The organism is Streptomyces sp. NPDC006259 (assembly GCF_042870975.1).
In the GTDB taxonomy this organism is placed as follows: Bacteria; Actinomycetota; Actinomycetes; order Streptomycetales; family Streptomycetaceae; genus Streptomyces.
Genome location: NZ_JBIAHY010000002.1, coordinates 464,393 through 482,906 on the forward strand (window position 1 = coordinate 464,393; position 18,514 = coordinate 482,906).

The window sequence follows — 18,514 nt, forward strand, 5'->3', positions numbered from 1 at the left end:
AACACGGAGGTACGCAGAGTCAATGGGGCGAGCAGGCCCGCGGGCAGTAGTGGTTGTCCCGCCGGCGGGACAGTGATTTTCCCTCTGGTCCATCAATAATCGCCCTGCTAACTTCCCGATTCTTCCAGCTGGTGAGGGAGAGGCATGGCAATCGCATCCTGGTGGGGTGAATCATTGCTGGGTGCCGGAACGGACCGGCATCCCTGGGCTATTTCTCGCACCGAGGAATCGAGGTCGGAACTGCGCTCGGCGGTGGCCGCGCTCGCTCGCGCCTTCGGCGATCACGGAATGGGCGAGGGCAGCACGGTCCTGCTCCGGATGAGACCGAGCCTCACCTATGTGCGGGTGCTGCTCGCCCTGTGGAGCCGGGGCGTCCAGGTCCTCCTGGTCGATTTCCGGTCGACGGCCGCCGAGTACGAGCCACTGGTCGAGCTGCTGCGGCCCCAGTACGTGATCGACTCGGACGGGCACGCCGGACCGGCGACCGGCTTCGAGGAGGAGGTCGCCTTCCGCGTCGGCTCCCGGCCCTCCGGGGTGCCGGCCGCGTCCGACGCCTGCCTCGTCCAGTTCAGCTCCGGCTCGACCGGCCGGCCGAAGGTGATCGGCCGCACCCCCGAGTCGCTCCTCGCCGAACTGGACCGTCACGCCGCTCTGCCGGAACTGCCCGGCGCCGGCGACCGCCTGGTGGTGCTCAACTCCCTCGTGCACACGATGGGGCTGGTCAGCGGGGTGCTGTCCGCGCTGCGTCAGGGCGCGACGGTGGTGGTGCCGCCGCTTCCGACGCCGTCCGAGATCCTGCGGGCGGCCCGGGAGACCGAGGCGATGGCGATCTACGGGGTGCCCGCCCACTTCGAACTGCTGACCAGGACCACCGAGGCGCCCCCGCTGCCCGCGCTCCGGCTGGCGGTGACCGGCGGGGAACGGCTGCCCGTCGAGGTGTACGAGGAGTTCCACCGCAGGTACGCCGTCCCCCTGAGCCAGGTGTACGGCGTGACGGAGACCGGCCTGCTCGCGGCCGGGCTGCACGGGCCGCGGCCGCCGGTGCTGGGCGCCACGGTGCCCGGCGTCGAGACGAGGATCGTCGGCCAGGAGCTGTGCGTACGCCTGGACCGGTCGCCGTATCCGCTCGACGACCAGCCGGACCGGTACGTCGACGGGTGGCTGCGCACCTTCGACCGCTTCGCCGTGAACGACGCCACCGGCGAACTGAGCATCCTCGGCCGGCTGGACTCGCTCGTCACCATCGGCGGCCTCAAGGTCGACCTCGCCGAGGTCGAGTCCGTCCTGCGGGCGCACCCCGCGGTCGCCGAGACGGTGGTGCTCCACCACGAGGTGATCGAGGCGTACGTCGGGGGCGAGGCGGCGCCGGAGGCGAGCGAGCTGATCGCCTGGTGCCGGGAGCGGCTGAGCCCCGTCAAGGCGCCCAAGCGGTTCTTCGTCGCCCGCGCCCTGCCCCGCAACAGGACCGGAAAGCTCGTCCGCGACCGGATCGCGCTCCGGTCGGCCCTGTGACCCGACCCGGATCCGCGCTGTCCCGACCCGGACCCACTCCGTGTCCCGACCTGGGTCCGCCTGTGCTCCGACCTGCGCCCGCCCTGTGACCCCACCCTGCGTCCGTCCTGTGACCCGACCCGGAGGAAATGGCCAGTGATCAGCAAGGATGAGATCAGGGAGATCCTCTCCCAGAGCCGCTCGTTGGCGCTGCCGGCCGACGTCGGCGACGACGGCGAGTTCGTCATGGACTCCTTCACGATGGTCGCCCTGCAGGCCTCCCTGGAGGACCGCTACGGCATCCGTCTCGACCCCCGGTTCGAGGAGCTGCAGACGCTGAACTCGGTCAACCAGATCCACGCGTATCTGCTCGACCGCTTCCCCGATCACCTGGCCCGCTGAGGCGGTCGCACCCCCTTCCGCCCTTCCTGGACCTGGCGCGTCGTCGGCGCCGGACAGGGAGGGCGTGCTAACGTTTTACGCTGTAATGAGATAGCGGAAGGGGGGAGTGGCATGAGTGCGGACGACGCGGACCGGGTGACGCGGCCCGCCATCGAGGTCACCGATCTGCGCATGAACTACGGGTCGACGACCGTGCTGCACGGGGTGACCTTCCAGGTCGCCCGAGGCGAGGTCGTCGCGCTGCTGGGTCCCAACGGCGCCGGGAAGACGACCACGATCGAGATCCTGGAGGGCTTCCGGATGCGCTCCGCCGGCGACGTGCGGGTCCTCGGCACCGATCCGGCGCACGGCGACGAGGCCTGGAGGGCCCGTCTGGGCGTGGTCCTCCAGTCCTGGCGGGACCACGCGAAGTGGCCGGTGCGGGAGTTCCTCGCGCACTACGGCTCCTTGTACGCGCCGTACTCCACCGAGCGGATCACCCGTCCGCGTGACGTGGACGAACTCCTCGACGCCGTCGGACTCGCCCAGCAGGCCGACCGGCGCGTCGGGCAGCTGTCCGGCGGCCAGCGGCGCCGGCTCGACGTGGCGATCGGCATCGTCGGCCGCCCCGAGGTGCTGTTCCTCGACGAGCCGACCGTGGGCTTCGACCCGGAGGCCCGACAGGAGTTCCACGAGCTGGTGCGCCGGCTCGCCGGCATCGAGGGCACCACGATCCTGCTGACCACCCACGACCTGGACGAGGCCGGGAAACTGGCCGACCGCATCGTGATCCTGGCCAAGGGGCGGATCGTGGCCGACGCCACCCCCGGGGAACTGGTCCGGCAGGTGGAGACCGGCGCCGAGGTGCGCTGGGTCCGCGAGGGCGAGAACTTCACCGCCTCGACCCGGACGCCGACCCGGTTCGTGCGTGAGCTGTTCGCCACGCACGGCGCCGGCATCGACAAGCTGGAGGTCCGCCGCGCCACCCTGGAGGACACCTACCTGGCGATGGTGCACGCCACCGAGTCGGGCCGGGACGACGCCGGGCTCCCGGTGCTGGGCGGGCCCCGTGCGGACGCGGAGCGGGTGGCGGAGGTGTCGTCATGAGCGTGACCGCGACCGCGGCCGCCGTACGCGGCGGGCTGACGGCGGGTCGGATCGAGATCCGCCAGTCGCTGGCCAACGCACAGGACGTCCTCGGCATGCTGTTCATCCCGGCTGTCCTGCTCGTCGTCGCCCTGTTCCGGCGCGGCTCCGACATCGGCGGCACGAGCTTTTCGCTCGGCTCCACGACGCTGGCCGGCCTGCTGGGCCTGACCCTCGCCTTCAACGGTTTCCAGGCCGTGGCCTTCAACCTGCTGATGGAGCGCGAGGACGGCACGCTGCTGCGGGCCAAGGCCGCCCCGAACGGCATGATCGCCTATCTGACCAGCAAGATCGTCCACTCGGCGGCGATGACGCTGATCACCACCGTCCTGCTGCTGGTGCCGGGCCTGCTGCTGTTCGACGGGGTGAGCCTGGACACCGCCGGCTCCTGGTTCACGCTGGCCGCGGTGCTGGTGCTCGGGATGCTCGCCACGATGCCGGTCGGCGCGGTCCTGGGCTCCGTGCTCACCAGCCCGCGCAACATCGGCGTCGTCATGTTCCCCCTCCTGGCGCTTTTCGGTGTCTCGGGCATTTTCTTCCCGATGACCGAGGCGCCGGAATGGCTGCAGTGGGTCGCTCAGCTGTTCCCGGTCTACTGGCTCGGGCTCGGTATGCGCGCCGCACTGCTTCCGGACGAGTTCGCCGCCGTCGAGATCGGGAATTCCTGGCGGTATCTCGAAACATTCTGCGCACTCGGCGCATGGGCCGCCATCGGTCTATTCCTGGCGCCCGTGGTACTGCGTCGAATGGCGCGCAAGGAATCCGGCTCGGCGATCGAGGAGCGCCGGAAAGCGGCCATGCAGTGAAAAACCGGTGCGGGACCGTCGCGAGTTTCGGCGGCCCCGCCCGAAGGCCGGTCACCGAGTGGCCGTACGGTAAGGTAATGACGGCCCGGTTCGGTACCAGTCAAGGGGATGTGGTGGTGGTTTTCGCCGGTCAGGGGGATCTCCGTCGCTCCTTGGTCCTGCTGTGGCGCACCCCCGGCGAGGCGGTCACCCGGAGCGGTCCGGGGCCCCGGCCCGGACTGACCGTGGACGCGATCGTGGACGCCGGTATCGCCATCGCGGACGCCTCCGGAATCTCCGCGGTCTCCATGCGCGAGGTGGGCAAGCGCGTCGGGCGCACCGGAATGGCGCTCTACACCTACGTGCCCAGCAAGGACGAGCTGGTCGACCTCATGTACGACCGCTCCCTCGCCGAACTCCCCACCGACTACGACCTCGCGGACGGCTGGCGCGCCGCGCTCTCGGCCTGGACGCACGACTACTGGGCGTTCTGCCTGCGCCACCCCTGGACCCTGCGGGTCTCCCAGGCGCGCCCCGTCCTCGGGCCCCACGAGAACGCCATGCTGGAGACAGTCCTGCGCATCCTCTTCGCGACCGGACTGGGCGCCCACGTGGTGCGGCGGGTCGTCGGCACGCTGATCAACCACGTCCGGGGCGCCGCGCAGACCGTGGTCGACTCGCGGCAGGCCGCCGCCGCGACCGGGGTGTCCGACGAGGACTGGTGGGCCGCCCGCTCCGCGGCGTTCGAGGAGGTCGTGCCCGACTTCGCCGAGCGCTTCCCGACGATCGTCCGGCTGGCCAGGGAGGCCGCGACGGCGCCGCCCGATCCGCAACAGCCGTATCTGGAGCGGGAGGCGACCGAGACGTTCGACGCCGGACTCGCCGTCCTGCTGGACGGCATCGAGGCCATCGTCCGCCGCGGCACGCGGGAGCCGCGCGAGGAGCGGGTGCCGGAGGGCGCCTAGTACGCCAGCCGTGGATCGTGATCCCGATCGTGAGGGGCGTCGAGGCGGCAGGTGGCCGGCGTGGATCGTCTCGTCCGGGATCGCCCATGCCGTCGCGGGCGTCGGGCTCCTTCTCTCCCTACCGGCGTTCACCGAGACGCAGGGCGTCCCTGGCCTCGCTGAGCTTCGCGGTCGTTGCCGGGGTCCACTCCTGCGCTTGTTCAGCGCGTCGTAGGGCATCGTCGATCTCGCTGAGCTTCCCGGCGGACAGGACGGCCGCCCGCTCCATCAAGTCGTCCCGGGACACCGTGGTCAGCCACGTGCAAGGGGTGAAGCCCGGACGCGGGAACGCCAGCCGCAGCACGCCTTCGAACGGCAGACCCTCACTGGGGCCGACCATCACTTCGATGCCCAGACCGCTCATGTCGACGCCCGCCGGAGCGACGACCTGCATCACCCGGATACCGGACGTGTCGTCTCCCGACAGCAGTACGACCAGCCTCCGCTCGTCGAACTGGACCCACCAGACCTCGCCACGTCGCACAAGTCCTCCAGACCTAGGACGGCAGGCAGACGCCGCGCGAGCCTGACGCGCCGGGGAGACGGGTGCGGCCGCTGTCGATCATCGGTGTGTGAGGACTGAAGATCATGCGGTGGCCGCAGGTCACACCCTAGACCCTGCCTGCCGGCAGGAGGAGTTCGAGGGCCTGACGAGCCGGATGGCGGGACGGTTCACGCGGGTCGAACCCCGGCGCCGGGCCCGGAAGCCACCTGGTCCACGACGACGGACGGGAACGCGACGACAAGGCCGGGAACCCGCGGTCCGGATCGCGCGCCTCACGGGCCCTGGCGGTGTTCCCCTCGGCCGCCGGGCGGCTCGTGCCTCGCGGGGCACTCGGGGCGTCTCGCCGACGGTGCGGGGACGCCGGTGCCGGGTGCCGTTCGCCGATCCGGACGTCGGGGGTGTCTCGCGGACGGTGCCGTGCCGCCGATGTCGGGTGCCGTTCGCTGATCCGCACGCCGGGAACGGCTCGCCGACGGTGCCGCGCCGGCGGCGCCCGGTGCCGCTCGCCGATCCGGGCCGGTCGACCAGAGGCCTGCCTAGCCCGATGTCTTCGCCGTCCCGGCCTCGGCCAGGATCGAGGTCGTGTGGTACCACGGGTTGCCCGCGGACTCGGAGATCAGATCGCGGGACCTGGTGTCGTAGAGACGGCCCAGATGCAGCGCCGTGTGCTGGACGAACTCCAGCGCGGTGAAGTACTTGCGCATGAACGTCGGCTGGTCGAGGGAGAACTCGGTCACCGTCACGTTGCGGTTCTGCGGGATGTCGCGGCTGAGCAGCCGGACGAGGTTGTCCGTCTTCTGCCGCGTGTAGGCGTCGTCGTCGCTGTCCCGGAAGATCAGGACGCTGTGCCGACGGTCCGGATCGGACAGCGTGGCGACCTCGCTGTGGCAGAACTCGTGGAAGAAGTTCCGCGTCGCCGGCGCCATCGCCATCTCGTTGAAGTGCATCTTGGCCAGCTTCAGCAGGCTCATGTACCACTTCGGGGACGCCAGCATGATGATGTTCGCGTCCTTCGAGCGCAACGCGGTCGCGCGGGCCTGCTCCTCCAGCGCCGGCGTGAAGTCCGTGGCCAGCTGGCCCGCCAGGGCCGCCACCTCCGCCCGGTGGTCGTCCCTGATCAGCCCCAGCCTCGGGAACATGTCGAGCAGGATCGCGAAGTACTGGCCGACGTGGAACAGCGGGTACTCCCGGTCCGGTTCGCTCAGTTCCCACCGCGCCACCGACACCCCGGCCCGCCGGCCCAGCTCGGCCAGCCGGCCGCCGGAGGTCAGCAGCAGCGTGCGGTGGTACCGGTCCGCCAACTGGTGGAAGACCCGGACCGGTTCCTCGGAGTGGCCGCTGTAGGAGCTGATGATGAACAGCGTCCCCTCGTCGTCGACCACCGAACGCGGGACCAGATAGGGGAAGTCGTAGTCGTTGAAGACCAGGACCTCCACTCCCGCACCCGAGGCGTTGAGGAAGGTTCCGATCACGTCGGAGACGATGGCGGAGCAGCCCATCCCGGAGAAGACGATGCGGTGGAACTGGCCGCTCTCGATGCGCTTGCGCAGATCGGGGGTGACCTCGGCGAGGGAGTACTCGCCGGACTTGAGGAAGTCGGAGCGGTACCTGATCTTGAGGAAGTCGGCATACCGGTCGAGGCGTGCGAACATGAAAGGCTCTTCTCTCTCGGACAGGGCGGTGACCGCTACCACATGAACTGGCCACCGTCGACGATGAGTTTCTGCCCGGTGATGTAGCGGGCCCCGTCACCGACGAGGAACTCCAGGGCGTCCGCCATCTCCTCGGGCGAGCCGATCCGCCCCTGCGGGATCTCGGCGAGCAGCTCGGCGCGCGCCGTCGGATCGGCGACCCGGTACCGGGTGCGCATCTCCTCGGTGTCGATCATTCCGGGAATCAGGCAGTTGACCCGGACCGCCGGGGCCAGCTCCAGCGCGAGGCACTTGGTCAGATGCAGCAGTCCCGCCTTGCTCGCGCAGTAGTTGACCCCGTTCAACCGGGGCCGGATCGCCGTCGTCGCCCCGATGTTGACGACACTGGCCCCGCCCTCCAGAGCGAGCATGGCCGGGGCGAACGCCTTGGTCAGATGGAACGGTCCGGACAGGTTGGTGTCGAGCACCTGCCGCCAGTCGTCGTCCGACATCTCGAGGAACGGCCCGTCGATGTTGCGGCCCGCGTTGTTGACCAGCACGCGGGGCGCGCCGTGCGCGGAGAGCACCCGCTCGGCGAAGGCGGCCACCGCGTCGGGGTCGGCCACGTCCAGCCGGACCGTCTCGACCCGGTCGCCGAGTTCCTCGCTCAGCAGGTCCGCGGCGGCCTTGTCGGCGCGGTACACCGCGACGACGTGGTGGCCCAGACGGGCCAGGCGCCGGCTGAGCGCGACCCCGATTCCCTTGGTTCCTCCGGTGACGACAGCGGTGCGGTTCGGCATGGTCCTCTCACCGTTTCCTCGGAGCGTCGGCGGACGGGTGCGCGTACGGGGCCCGCGCCCCGGTCATCCGAGGACGACCGGGAGTTCGCGGTAGCGGGTCCACAGCGGCATCGGCTCCAGGGCGAGCCGGTCGCGGTCGACGGCGAGCGAGAGGCCGGGATGCCGCTCCACCAGCACCTGGAGCGCGACCCGCGCCTCCATGCGCGCCAGGTTGGCGCCGAGACAGAAGTGCACGCCGTGGCCGAAACCCAGGTGTGGATTGGGGGAGCGGGTGATGTCGAAGCGCTCCGGCTCCTCGAAGACCGCCGGATCCCGGTTCGCGGCCGCGAGCAGCGGCAGCACCGACGCCCCCGCGGGCACGGTCTGCCCGTGCCACTCGATGTCCTCGATCGCGGTGGCCGGCCGGGTGCCGGTGATCGGCGGCAGATAGCGCGCCACCTCGTCGACCGCCGACCGCCACAGTGCCTCGTCGTCCGGCGCGGCACGCAGTAGGTCCAGCTGGTCCGGGTGGTCCAGAAGGGCGGCCACCGCGTTGGTGATCAGGTTGTAGGTGGTCTCGTAGCCCGCCGTCACCAGGCTGAACACCATGGCCACCAGCTCCGTGTCGTCCAGCCGGTCGCCCGCCTCCTCCGCCTCGATGAGGCCGGCGACGAGGTCGTCCCCCGGCTCCGCCCGCTTGCGGGCGACCAGGTCGCGGGTGACGGCGACGAGGTCGCGCACGTGCGCCTCCCAGTCCTCCCGGGAGCCGCTGAACCCGCTCATCAGGGCCGTGACACCCTGCTGGAAGCGGACGCGGTCCTGCTCGCCGACGCCGACCAGGTCGGCGATGACGGTGTAGGTCACCGGGAGCGCGAAGTCCTGGCGCAGGTCGATCGGGCCGTCCTCGGCCCGCAGCGCGTCCAGGCGCCGCTCGGCGAGCACCCGCACCTGCGCGCCGAGATGCTCGATCCGCTTCGGCGTGAAGGGCGCCGCCACCAGGGAGCGCAGCCTGCGGTGTTCGTCCCCGTCCTTCATGTCCAGCGTCGAGCTGACCAGTCGGATGTGCTCGGGGATCTCCACGCCCGGCGGAGCCCCGTAGGGGGACCGCAGCAGACGGGGATCGGTGAGCATCGCCTTGCAGTCGGCGTAGCGGGAGACCACCCAGACGTCCTGAGCGAACGCGCCGAAGTCCAGTCGGACCTGCCCCAGCGGGGCGTTCTCCCGCAGCCAGGCGTAGTGGGCGGGCTGGTCGGCGGCGAACTCCGCACCCCCCATGACGATCGGCAGGGTGACGGTGCTTGGTGTGACGGTCATGCAGGTGCCCTCCTCCAGGCAGTGGTGCGCGGCACGGGCCGGCCGGCGGCGCACCCGCGGGGCGCTCCCTCCGGTCGGCCGGGTGGTGCGGGGTCCGCCGGCTCAGCCCAGGAACTCCGAGACCGGGGTGCCGCGCAGCGACTCGCGCAGGATCTTGTTGTGACCCGTGTCGTCCTCGCCGCTGACCAGGACCGCGCCCCACTTGTCGAGCGGGATGCTGCCGCCGTACTCCTCGACCCGGTCGGTGTCCGGGTAGACGCGCACGCTGGTGGGGACGTAGCGGGTGGCGAAGCCCATCCGGTGGCTCTTCGTCGTGACGTTGGGCAGTGACGCGTGCATCAGGGTGGACCAGAAGATCACGCACTGGCCGCGCTCCATCACCAGGTGGAAGGCGTCCTCCTCGGAGGGCCTCCAGTCCGGGTCGATCTGGAGCTGGCGGTAGTCGTAGCCGAAGAAGCCGCGCGGAACGCCGTCCTTGACCTTGGAGTTGATCTGCGACGTGTCGTAGGTCATCCGCTTGGTCTCGTCGTAGTTCATGCGGTGGTGCGAGCCGGGGATGACCTCGAGGCAGCCGTTCTCCCGGGTGGCGTCGGTGAACGCCGTCCACACCGTGATGGTGCCCTTGCCGAACTCGGTCTCGGTCTCGCCGGGCCACAGGATCTGCGGCTTGCCGCTGGCGTTGGCGAAGGTGTCCGCCTGGTGCCAGTCGGTTCCCTCGTCGCCCGGGTACTTCGGGAAGAACTCCGTCCGCCAGCACAGCACGTTGGGGCCCAGGATGGACGCGACCCGTTCGGTGATCCTCCGGTTGCACACGTGCCGCATGAGCAGGTCGACGTCGAGGTGGCGGTCGTAGTTCGCGATGTTGGTCGCGCCCGACATCGCCTCGTCGACCGGGTACGCGGCGTGCGAGCGGTCGAGGACCTCACGACGGGCCTGGCGCCACAGCGCGTCCATCTCCTCCGGGGTGTAGATCGTCAGCGGGCCGATGTAGCCATGTTCCCGGAAGAACTCCAGCTCGGTTTCGGAAAGCTGCCACTGCTGAGTGTCAAAGGTCATTCTGAATACTCTCCGGATACGTCCTCGAATTGCTGGCGGACGATGAGCGGGACGCGTCGGTCAAGACCGTGGCGGAGGGGTGACGAATTCTCGACGTCCCGGTGCGCTCGGTATCGGCGTGATCGGAACCTAGCCGAGCACCCGAATCATTGTCGACGCGGCCGCCGACCGGCAAGAGCGTCATCCTGTCCCGCCGGCGGGACATCGCGGACACGTCCACGCACCACGCATGACCTGCTCGGCGGGCCCCGGCGCGGCAGTCGAGACCCGTTTCCCGCCGCGTTCCCCGGGCTTGTGACGGGGGCCGAAGCGCAGTTACGTTCGGCCGGAGCGAATTAGCTGTACCGCTTATTCATTCCCCGGCCGCCCGTACCGGCCTCTATTCGCCGGCTGATTCGGTTACCGGGTGGTTCCGCGCTTCCAGTAGGAAAATCTCGGAGGTCGTCGATCTTGTTGAACGCCGACACAATGCTGCCCCTGCTGGCAGCGCAGCGTGAGATCTGGTTCGCCGAACAGAGGCTGAGCGACGGCAACTCGGTGTATCAGGTCGGCGAGTACGTCGATGTGCAGGGTGAGTTCGACACGGGGACCTTCGAGCGGGCGCTGCGGTCGGTCGTCGCCGGCCTGGACACCGTGCACAGCCGCTTCCACCAGGAGCGCGGCAGGGTCGGGCAGACCATCGACCCGGACCGTCCGTGGGAGTTGCGCACCGTCGACCTGTCCGACGCCGCCGATCCGCCGGCCGAGGCCGACGCGTGGATGCGAGCGGAGCTGGCCCGGCCGACCGATCTCGACGGCGGCCCGCTGTTCCACTTCGCGCTGCTGCGCCTCGGCCCCGAGCGGCACCTGTGGTATCAGAACTACCACCACATCGCCATGGACGCGTACGGTTCCTCCCTGGTCTCACGCCGCGTGGCCGAGGTGTACACGGCGCTCACCGAAGGGCGCGAGCCCGGACCGGACCCGTTCGGCTCACTGCGCGAACTGGCCGACGAGGACGCCGCCTACCGGTCCGCGCCGGCCTTCCAGCAGGACCGCGACTTCTGGCTCGGGCAGTTGGGCGGCCGGGCGGCACCCTCCCCGCTCGTCAGCCGGTCCCGAGGGGCGTCCGCCGAGTTCCGCGGCGCGACGCGCTGGCTGCCGGAGGAGCGGTTCGAGGCCGTTCGTCGGACCGCCCGCACCGTCCGGGTGCCCTGGCCGGTGGTCGTCACGGCCGCCGTGGCGCTCCATGTCCAGCGGCTGACCGGGGACGAGAACGTCCTCATCGCGTTCCCGCTGTCCGCCCGGGCGAGCCAGCTCGCCCGGCAGACCCCCGCGAACCTCGCCAACGTCCTGCCACTGCCGCTCACCGTCCGCCCGGACATGACCGTCACCGCCCTGCTGGAGCACGTCGCCGAGCAGATGGCCGCGGCCGTGGCCCACCAGCGCTACCGGGGCGTGGACCTCCAGCGGGACCTCGGCATGGCCGCGGCCACCTCCCTGCTGCCGGTCGTCAACGTCATGTCGCACCCGTACGACCTGCGGTTCGGCGCGGCCCGCGGCACGATGCGCAACCTCTCCTCCGGCCTGGTGGGCAACCTGCTGTTCATGATCTGGGACCGCCAGGACGGGCAGGGCCTCCAGATCGACGTCAACGGCCGCGACGACCTGGGACTGGCCGACCACCGCGACGCGTTCACCGCGACGCTGGAGGCGCTGACCGCCACGGACCCGGCCCAGCCGCTGAGCGGCGTCGGCGGCTCCGCCCCGGTGTCCGAAGCTCCGGTGTCCGAAGCCGCGGTGTCCGCGGTCCCGGTGTCCGAAGCCGCGGCGTCCGAAGCCGCGTCCGCCCCGGCGTCCGCGGCCCCGGCGTCGCAGGCCACGGCTCCGGCGTCCGCGGCGGCCACCGCCGTTCCCGCCGCGGCCACCGTGCCCGACCTGTTCGCCGCGCGGGCCGCCGCCACCCCGGACGCCCCCGCGCTCACGGCGGACGGCACGACCTGGTCCTACCGGGAACTCGACGAGCGGTCGAACCGGGTCGCCCGCGCCCTCATCGCACGGGGCGTCGGTCCCGAGGACGTCGTCGCGGTCGCGCTGCCCCGGTCCGCGGACCTCGTCCTCGCGCTCCTGGGCGTGCTCAAGTCCGGCGCCGCCTACGCCGCCGTCGACCCCGACTATCCGCCCGCCCGCATCGCGTACATGCTCCAGGACGCGGCACCCAAGCTGCTGATCACTTCCTCGACGGCCGGGATCACCACCGACACGGACCATCTGCTCATCGACGCCCCGGAGTTCCTCGCCGATGCCGATGCCGATGCCGATGCCGCCGCCGATCCCGATCCCGATCCCGATCCCGCCGCCGACGACCGCCGGCCGGTGGGCGCGGACGAACGGCTCCGGCCGCTGGAGCCCGGCTGCCCCGCGTACCTCACCTACACCTCCGGGTCCACGGGCCGCCCGAAGGGCGTGATCACCTCCCACGAGAACGTCGTCCGCCTCTTCACCGCCACCCGCGACCAGCTCGGCCACGGCCCCGACGACGTGTGGACGCTGTTCCACTCGGCCGCCTTCGACTTCTCCGTCTGGGAGATCTGGGGCGCCCTGCTGCACGGCGGCCGGCTGGTCGTCGTCCCCTTCGAGGTGAGCCGCGCGCCCCAACGGTTCCTGCGGCTGCTCGCCGACGAGCGGGTGACCGTGCTCAGCCAGACGCCGTCGGCGTTCTACCAGCTGATGGCCGCAGACCAGGAACTGCCCGAGGTCGGCCGCCGGCTGCGGCTGCGCACGGTGGTCTTCGGCGGCGAGGCCCTCCAGCCCGCCCGCCTCGACGACTGGCGCCGCCGCCACGGCACCACCGGACCCGCGCTGGTGAACATGTACGGCATCACCGAGACCACCGTGCACGTCACCCACGTCGAGCTGGGTCCCGAACACGGCCCCGACAGCGTGATCGGCGTCCCGCTCGCCGATCTGACGGTCCATCTGCTCGACGAGCGGCTCCGGCCGGTGCCGGTCGGCGCGATCGGCGAGATGTACGTCCACGGCCCCGGTCTGGCCCGCGGCTACCTCGGACGGCCGGGACTCACCGCACACCGGTTCGTCGCCGACCCGCACGGGCGGCCCGGCCTGCGCATGTACCGCACCGGCGACCTGGCCCGCCGCGACCCGGCCGGCCGCCTCACCTTCGTCGGACGCGCGGACGACCAGATCAAGGTCCGCGGTTTCCGCATCGAGCCCGGCGAGATCGAGGCCGCGCTGGCCGAGTGCCCCGGAGTGGCGCTCGCCGCGGTCGCCCGCACCGAGGAACGGGAGGACGACCAGCGCCTGGTCGCCTTCGTCGTCGCCGAGGACGGCGCCGACCCCGGGCCGGAGGAGATCAAGGAGGCGGTCCGCGCCCGCCTGCCCGAGTACATGGTGCCCGGCCGGATCGTCCGGCTCGACGCGCTGCCGCTGACGGCCAACGGCAAACTCGACCGCGCCGCCCTCACCGCGGCCACGAACCCCGCGCCGGCGCCCGCCGACGGCGCACTCTCCTCCCGGCTCGACATCATGCGCGCGCTCTTCGCGCTCGTGCTGGACGAGCCGGAGGTCGGCCCGGACGACGACTTCTTCGACCTCGGCGGCCACTCGGTGCTCGCCACCGCGCTGATCACTCGCATCCGGTCGACGTTCTCCGCCGAGATCGACCTGCGCGTCCTGTTCGACGACCCGACCCCGCGCGCCGTGGCCGCGGCTCTCGACGACGCCGGCCTGGGCCGCCCGCCCCTGGTCGCACGGGAGCGGCCCGCCGATCTCGATGCGTCGTTCGCGCAGCGCCGCATGTGGTTCCTCCAGCAGATGGACGGCCCCGGCTGCGCCTACAACATCCCGTCGGTCCTGCGGATCGACGGACCGCTGGACGCCGCCGCCCTGAGCGCGGCCCTCGGCGACGTCGTCGCCCGCCACGAGAGCCTGCGGACCGTACTGCCCTACGTCGACGGCCGCCTCCTCCAGCGGGTCCTGCCGACCGTCGCGCCCGCCCTGCACGCCACCCCCGTCACCGAGGCCGAACTGGAAGAGCGCCTCGCCGCCGGCGCCCGCCGCGCTTTCGACCTCGCCGTCGAACCGCCGCTGCGCGCCGAACTGTTCACCACCGGCGCCGGTGCCCATGTCCTGCTGCTCGTCCTGCACCACTCGGCGTGCGACGCGACGTCGATGCGGCTGCTCGCCCGCGACCTCGAGCGCGCCTACGCCGCCCGGGTCACCGGCCGCGCCCCCCGGCTCGACCCGGTGCCGGTGCGCTACGGCGACTACACGCTGTGGCAGAACGACCTGCTCACCGCGGACGGTGCCGGCGGCGGCCTCCTGGACACGCAGGTGGCGTACTGGCGCGAGCAGCTGGCCGGACTGCCCGAGCAGACCGAACTGCCCACGGACCGACCGCGGCCCGCCGTCGCCTCCTACACCGGCGACCACATCGCCGTCTCCCTCGACGCGGGGCTGCACCGCCGGCTCGTCGACCTGGGCCGGGCCTCGGGCGCCAGCCTCTTCATGGTGCTGCACGCCGGTCTCGCCGCTCTGCTGTCCCGGCTCGGCGCCGGTGACGACATCGCCGTGGGCAGTCCCGTCGCGGGCCGTCCGGACGAGGCGCTGGAGGACGTGGTCGGCGCCTTCGTGAACACCCTCGTCCTGCGCACCGACCTGTCCGGCCGGCCCGCCTTCGCCGACCTGCTCCAGCGGGTGCGGGAGACGGCCCTGGCCGCCTACGCCCACCAGGACGTCCCCTTCGAGTACCTCACGGACGTCCTCGCGCCGGAGCGTTCGCCGGCCCGCCACCCCCTGTTCCAGGTGATGCTCGGCCTCCAGGACACGGCGCCCGCGGGGGAGTTCACCCTGCCCGGCCTCACCGTCTCCACCGAGCTGGGCCGCACCGGGACCGCCAAGTTCGACCTCTTTTTCTGCCTGGTCGAACGGCACACGGAGGACGGCGCCCCGGCCGGCCTGGAAGGCTACGTCGAGTACGCCTCCGACCTGTTCGAACCGGGGACCGCGCGCACCCTGTTCGACCGGTTCGCACGGCTGCTCGCCGAGGCCGCGGCCGACCCGGCCCGCCCCGTCGACCGGTTCGACCTGCTCACGGCCGAGGAACGCACCCGTCTGCTCGCCCTGCCGGCCCCCGGCGCGGCGGACCTGCCCGAGGCAACCGTCACCGGCCTCTTCGAGCGGCAGGCCGCCGCGACCCCGGCCGCGCTCGCGGTGTCGGCGGACGGCCGCGACCTCACCTACGCCGACCTGGACACGCGCGCCAACCAGTGGGCCCGCGCCCTGGCCGGGCACGGCGTCCGCGTCGGCGACACCGTCGCCGTGGCGCTGCCACGCTCACCCGAGTCCGTGGTCGCGCTGCTCGCCGTACTCAAGGCCGGCGCGGCCTACGTACCGATCGACCCCCGGTACCCGGCCGCCCAGGTCGCCACGATGGTCGAGGAGACCCGGCCGAGGATCGTGCTCACCTCCCGTGACTTCGACGCGGCCAGGCTGCCGGACACCGCGGTGCCCCGCCTCCTGCTGGACGAACCGGACACGGCCGCCGCACTCGCGGCACAGGACACGGCCCCACCCGATCCCGCCACGCGCGGCCCGCTGCACCCCCTCTCCGCCGCTTACGTCATGTACACCTCCGGCTCGTCGGGCCGGCCCAAGGGCATCGTGGTGACCCACCGCGACGTCGCCGCCCTGGCCACCGACCCGCGCTTCGGCGACGGGGTCTGCGCCGACGTCCTCGCGCACTCGCCGGCGGCCTTCGACGCGTCGACGTTCGAGACCTGGGCGCCGCTGCTCCGAGGCGGCCGGCTGATCCTCGCACCGCCGCACGAGCTGGACGCCGAGGAGTACGCGGAGCTGATAACCCGTCACCGGCCCAGCGCCCTCTGGCTCACCGCCGCACTGTTCGCCGTGGTCGCCGAGTACCGGCCCGACTGCTTCGCGGGCGTCCGCCAGGTGTGGGCCGGCGGGGAGGAGATCGCGCCGTCGATGGTCCGGCGGGTGCTCGACGCCTGTCCGGACACCACCGTCGTCAACGGCTACGGCCCCACGGAGACCACCACCTTCGCCACCAGCCACGCCGTGCGCGCCCTCGCGCCGGACGCCCGCACCGTGCCGATCGGCCGGCCCCTCGCCGGCATGCGCGCCTATGTCCTCGACGCCGGTCTGCAACCGCTGCCGCCGGGCTCCACGGGCGAGCTGTACCTGGCCGGCGCCGGGGTCGCCCGCGGCTACCTCGGCCGGCCCGCGGGGACCGCCGAGCGGTTCGTCGCCGACCCGTACGGTCCGGCGGGGGACCGCATGTACCGCACCGGTGACCTCGCCCGCTGGACGCCGGACGGAGTCCTGGAGTACCGGGGGCGCACCGACCGTCAGGTCAAGCTCCGCGGCTTCCGCGTCGAACCCGGCCAGGTCGAGGCGGTCCTGCTGGAGCACCCGGCCGTCGCCCAGGCCGTGGCGGAGGTCCGCCGCGAGGGCGAGGGGGAGGCGCGGCTCGTCGCCTACGTCGTACCGGCGGAGGGCGCGCGGCCCACCGTCGAGGCGCTGCGCGCCTTCGCCGGGCGGCTCGTGCCGCAGTACCTGGTGCCCCACCGGATCGTCGTGCTCGACGCCCTGCCGGTGACCGCGCACGGCAAGCTGGACCGTGCGGCCCTGCCCGCGGTCGCCGCCGAGCCGGGCGGACGCGCCCCCGCCGGACCGGCCGAGCACCTGCTCTGCGCCCTCATGGCCCGGGTCCTCGGGCGCGACGAGGTCGGCGCCGACGACGACTTCTTCGCCCTCGGCGGTGACAGCATCTCCGCGATCCGGCTGGTGAGCGCCGCCCGCGGCGAAGGACTGACCTTCACCGTGCGGGACGTGTTCGCGCACCGGAGCGCGGCGGAACTGAGCCGGGCCGCCGCGGCGCCGGGCGCCACCCCGGACGGCGAACCCGCCGAGACCGGGACCGGCCCGGTGCCGGCCACCCCCATCGTCCACTGGCTGCGCGAACGCGGAGCACCGGTGCACCGCTTCGCCCAGTCCCTGCTGCTGTCCTGCCCGCCCGGCCTCTCCCGGGACGCCCTGCGGGCCGCCGTCCGCGCGCTGACCGACACCCACGACGCGCTGCGCCTGAGGCTGGCGGACCAGGACGGCTCCTGGACCCTGGAGATCCGGCCACCCGGTCAGGATCCCGACGCCGACCTCGTGCACCGCGTCGACGCGTCCGGTCTGGACGCCGCCGGCCTCGCCGACCGGGCCCGCGCCGAGGTCTCGGCCGCGGCGGACCGGCTCGACCCGTACGCCGGACGGATCGCGCGGCTCGTCTGGTTCGACCAGGGGCCCCGGACACCCGGACGCCTCCTCCTCGTCGTCCACCACCTGGCGGTCGACGGAGTCTCCTGGCGCGTCCTCGTCGACGACCTGGTCCAGGCGTACACGCAGGCGGCCGCCGGCCGCGCACCGGTGCTGCCGCCCGTCGCCACCTCGCTGCGCCACTGGGCGCGGCGTCTCACCGCGCAGGCCACGGAGCCCCAGCGGCTGGCGGAACTGCCCCGGTGGATCGATGTCCTCGACGGCCCCGACCCGCTGCTGACGGCGAAGCCGGCCGACCCCCGGATCGATCTCGCCTCCGACACCGTCGACATCGTCACCACCCTCCCGGAGGAGCTCGTAGGCCCCCTGCTGACGAGCGTCCCCGCCGCCTTCCACTGCGGCGTCGAGGACGTGCTGCTGACGGCGCTCGGACTGGCCGTGGCCGCGTGGCGCCGCGACCGCGGCGACGAGCCGGCCGACGGCGTGCTCGTCGACGTGGAGGGCCACGGCCGCGAGGACGTGGTGGCGGGCGCCGACGTGACGCGGACGCTGGGCTGGTTCACCACCATCCACCCGGTCAGGGTCGACCCCGGCCGGATCGGCTGGACCGAGGTGACCGCCGGCGACCCGCGGCTGGGAGCCGCCGTCAAGCGGGTCAAGGAGCAGGCGTGCGCGGCGCCCGACGGCGGCATCGGCTTCGGACTGCTGCGCCACCTCACACCCGGCTGCCGCGAGGTGCTCGCCCGCCTCGGCATACCGCAGATCGGGTTCAACTACCTCGGACGGTTCGCCGCCCCGGGCGCCCCGCTGGGCGGTGAGCCGGGCTGGGGCATGGCCCCCGAGGGGGTCATGGTGACGACCACCGACCCCGGCCTGCCCGTCGCGCACGGCCTGGAGGTGCACGCCGTCGTGCGGGACGCCCCCGCCGGCCCCCGGCTGACCGTCACCTGGACCGGAGCGGGGCGGCTGTGGTCCGACGCCGACCTCACCGACCTCGGCGGGCGGTGGACGACCGCCCTCGAAGGCATCGTCCGGCACGCCCTCGCCCCGGACGCGGGCGGCCACACCCCCTCCGACTTTCCGCTGGCCGACCTGACCCAGAACGACATCGACGACGTCGAAGCCGCGTGGTGAC

General features: G+C 72.4%; 11 protein-coding genes. 6 read left to right on the forward strand and 5 right to left on the reverse strand.

The features are described from left to right. Nucleotides 1–144 precede the first annotated feature (144 nt). From ACFYO5_RS08130 to ACFYO5_RS08150, 5 genes are all read left to right on the forward strand, one after another. Nucleotides 145–1,512 carry a class I adenylate-forming enzyme family protein gene (locus ACFYO5_RS08130; protein ID WP_388705589.1) on the forward strand — a complete coding sequence of 456 codons (1,368 nt, stop codon included), beginning with the start codon at nucleotides 145–147 and terminating at the stop codon, nucleotides 1,510–1,512. Between the two features lie 135 nt (nucleotides 1,513–1,647). Continuing rightward, the gene (locus ACFYO5_RS08135) at nucleotides 1,648–1,893 is read left to right on the forward strand and encodes an acyl carrier protein (RefSeq protein ID WP_388705592.1); all 246 of its coding nucleotides are present in this window, start codon (nucleotides 1,648–1,650) and stop codon (nucleotides 1,891–1,893) included. Between the two features lie 111 nt (nucleotides 1,894–2,004). Then, complete coding sequence (locus ACFYO5_RS08140; protein ID WP_388705595.1) at nucleotides 2,005–2,979, forward strand: ABC transporter ATP-binding protein; 975 nt, start codon at nucleotides 2,005–2,007, stop codon at nucleotides 2,977–2,979. Then, entirely contained in the window at nucleotides 2,976–3,824 is an 849-nt protein-coding gene (locus tag ACFYO5_RS08145) for an ABC transporter permease (protein ID WP_388705598.1), read from the forward strand. Before ACFYO5_RS08140 ends, ACFYO5_RS08145 begins: the two co-directional genes overlap by 4 nt. A gap of 113 nt (nucleotides 3,825–3,937) precedes the next feature. Continuing rightward, complete coding sequence (locus ACFYO5_RS08150) at nucleotides 3,938–4,768, forward strand: TetR/AcrR family transcriptional regulator (RefSeq protein WP_388705601.1); 831 nt, start codon at nucleotides 3,938–3,940, stop codon at nucleotides 4,766–4,768. 118 nt (nucleotides 4,769–4,886) lie between these two features. On the opposite strand, the gene ACFYO5_RS08155 is transcribed toward ACFYO5_RS08150, so the two are convergent. The 5 genes from ACFYO5_RS08155 to ACFYO5_RS08175 form a co-directional block, all read right to left on the reverse strand. Next, a complete protein-coding gene (locus ACFYO5_RS08155; RefSeq protein ID WP_388705604.1) occupies nucleotides 4,887–5,291 on the reverse strand; it encodes a type II toxin-antitoxin system PemK/MazF family toxin in 405 nt (134 codons plus the stop codon). 557 nt (nucleotides 5,292–5,848) lie between these two features. Continuing rightward, entirely contained in the window at nucleotides 5,849–6,964 is a 1,116-nt protein-coding gene (locus ACFYO5_RS08160) for an SIS domain-containing protein (protein ID WP_388705607.1), read from the reverse strand. A gap of 35 nt (nucleotides 6,965–6,999) precedes the next feature. Further along, nucleotides 7,000–7,743, reverse strand: a complete 744-nt coding sequence (locus ACFYO5_RS08165) for an SDR family oxidoreductase (RefSeq protein WP_356563880.1) — start codon at nucleotides 7,741–7,743, stop codon at nucleotides 7,000–7,002. Nucleotides 7,744–7,806: 63 nt separating this feature from the next. Further along, nucleotides 7,807–9,036 (reverse strand): cytochrome P450, encoded by a 1,230-nt coding sequence (locus ACFYO5_RS08170; RefSeq protein ID WP_388705611.1) that lies wholly within the window; start codon nucleotides 9,034–9,036, stop codon nucleotides 7,807–7,809. Nucleotides 9,037–9,138: 102 nt separating this feature from the next. Then, entirely contained in the window at nucleotides 9,139–10,092 is a 954-nt protein-coding gene (locus tag ACFYO5_RS08175; protein ID WP_356563884.1) for a chlorinating enzyme, read from the reverse strand. 453 nt (nucleotides 10,093–10,545) lie between these two features. Between ACFYO5_RS08175 and ACFYO5_RS08180 the strand changes: the two genes are divergently transcribed. Beyond that, entirely contained in the window at nucleotides 10,546–18,513 is a 7,968-nt protein-coding gene (locus ACFYO5_RS08180; RefSeq protein ID WP_388705616.1) for an amino acid adenylation domain-containing protein, read from the forward strand. Nucleotide 18,514: the final 1 nt, after the last annotated feature.

Excerpts from the sequence above, each read along its gene's own strand:
- ACFYO5_RS08145 (WP_388705598.1), top strand. The coding sequence starts at position 2,976 with ATGAGCGTGACCGCGACCGCGGCCGCCGTACGCGGCGGGCTGACGGCG.
- ACFYO5_RS08165 (WP_356563880.1), bottom strand. The coding sequence starts at position 7,743 with ATGCCGAACCGCACCGCTGTCGTCACCGGAGGAACCAAGGGAATCGGG.
- ACFYO5_RS08170 (WP_388705611.1), bottom strand. The coding sequence starts at position 9,036 with ATGACCGTCACACCAAGCACCGTCACCCTGCCGATCGTCATGGGGGGT.
- ACFYO5_RS08130 (WP_388705589.1), top strand. The coding sequence starts at position 145 with ATGGCAATCGCATCCTGGTGGGGTGAATCATTGCTGGGTGCCGGAACG.
- ACFYO5_RS08160 (WP_388705607.1), bottom strand. The coding sequence starts at position 6,964 with ATGTTCGCACGCCTCGACCGGTATGCCGACTTCCTCAAGATCAGGTAC.
- ACFYO5_RS08140 (WP_388705595.1), top strand. The coding sequence starts at position 2,005 with ATGAGTGCGGACGACGCGGACCGGGTGACGCGGCCCGCCATCGAGGTC.
- ACFYO5_RS08175 (WP_356563884.1), bottom strand. The coding sequence starts at position 10,092 with ATGACCTTTGACACTCAGCAGTGGCAGCTTTCCGAAACCGAGCTGGAG.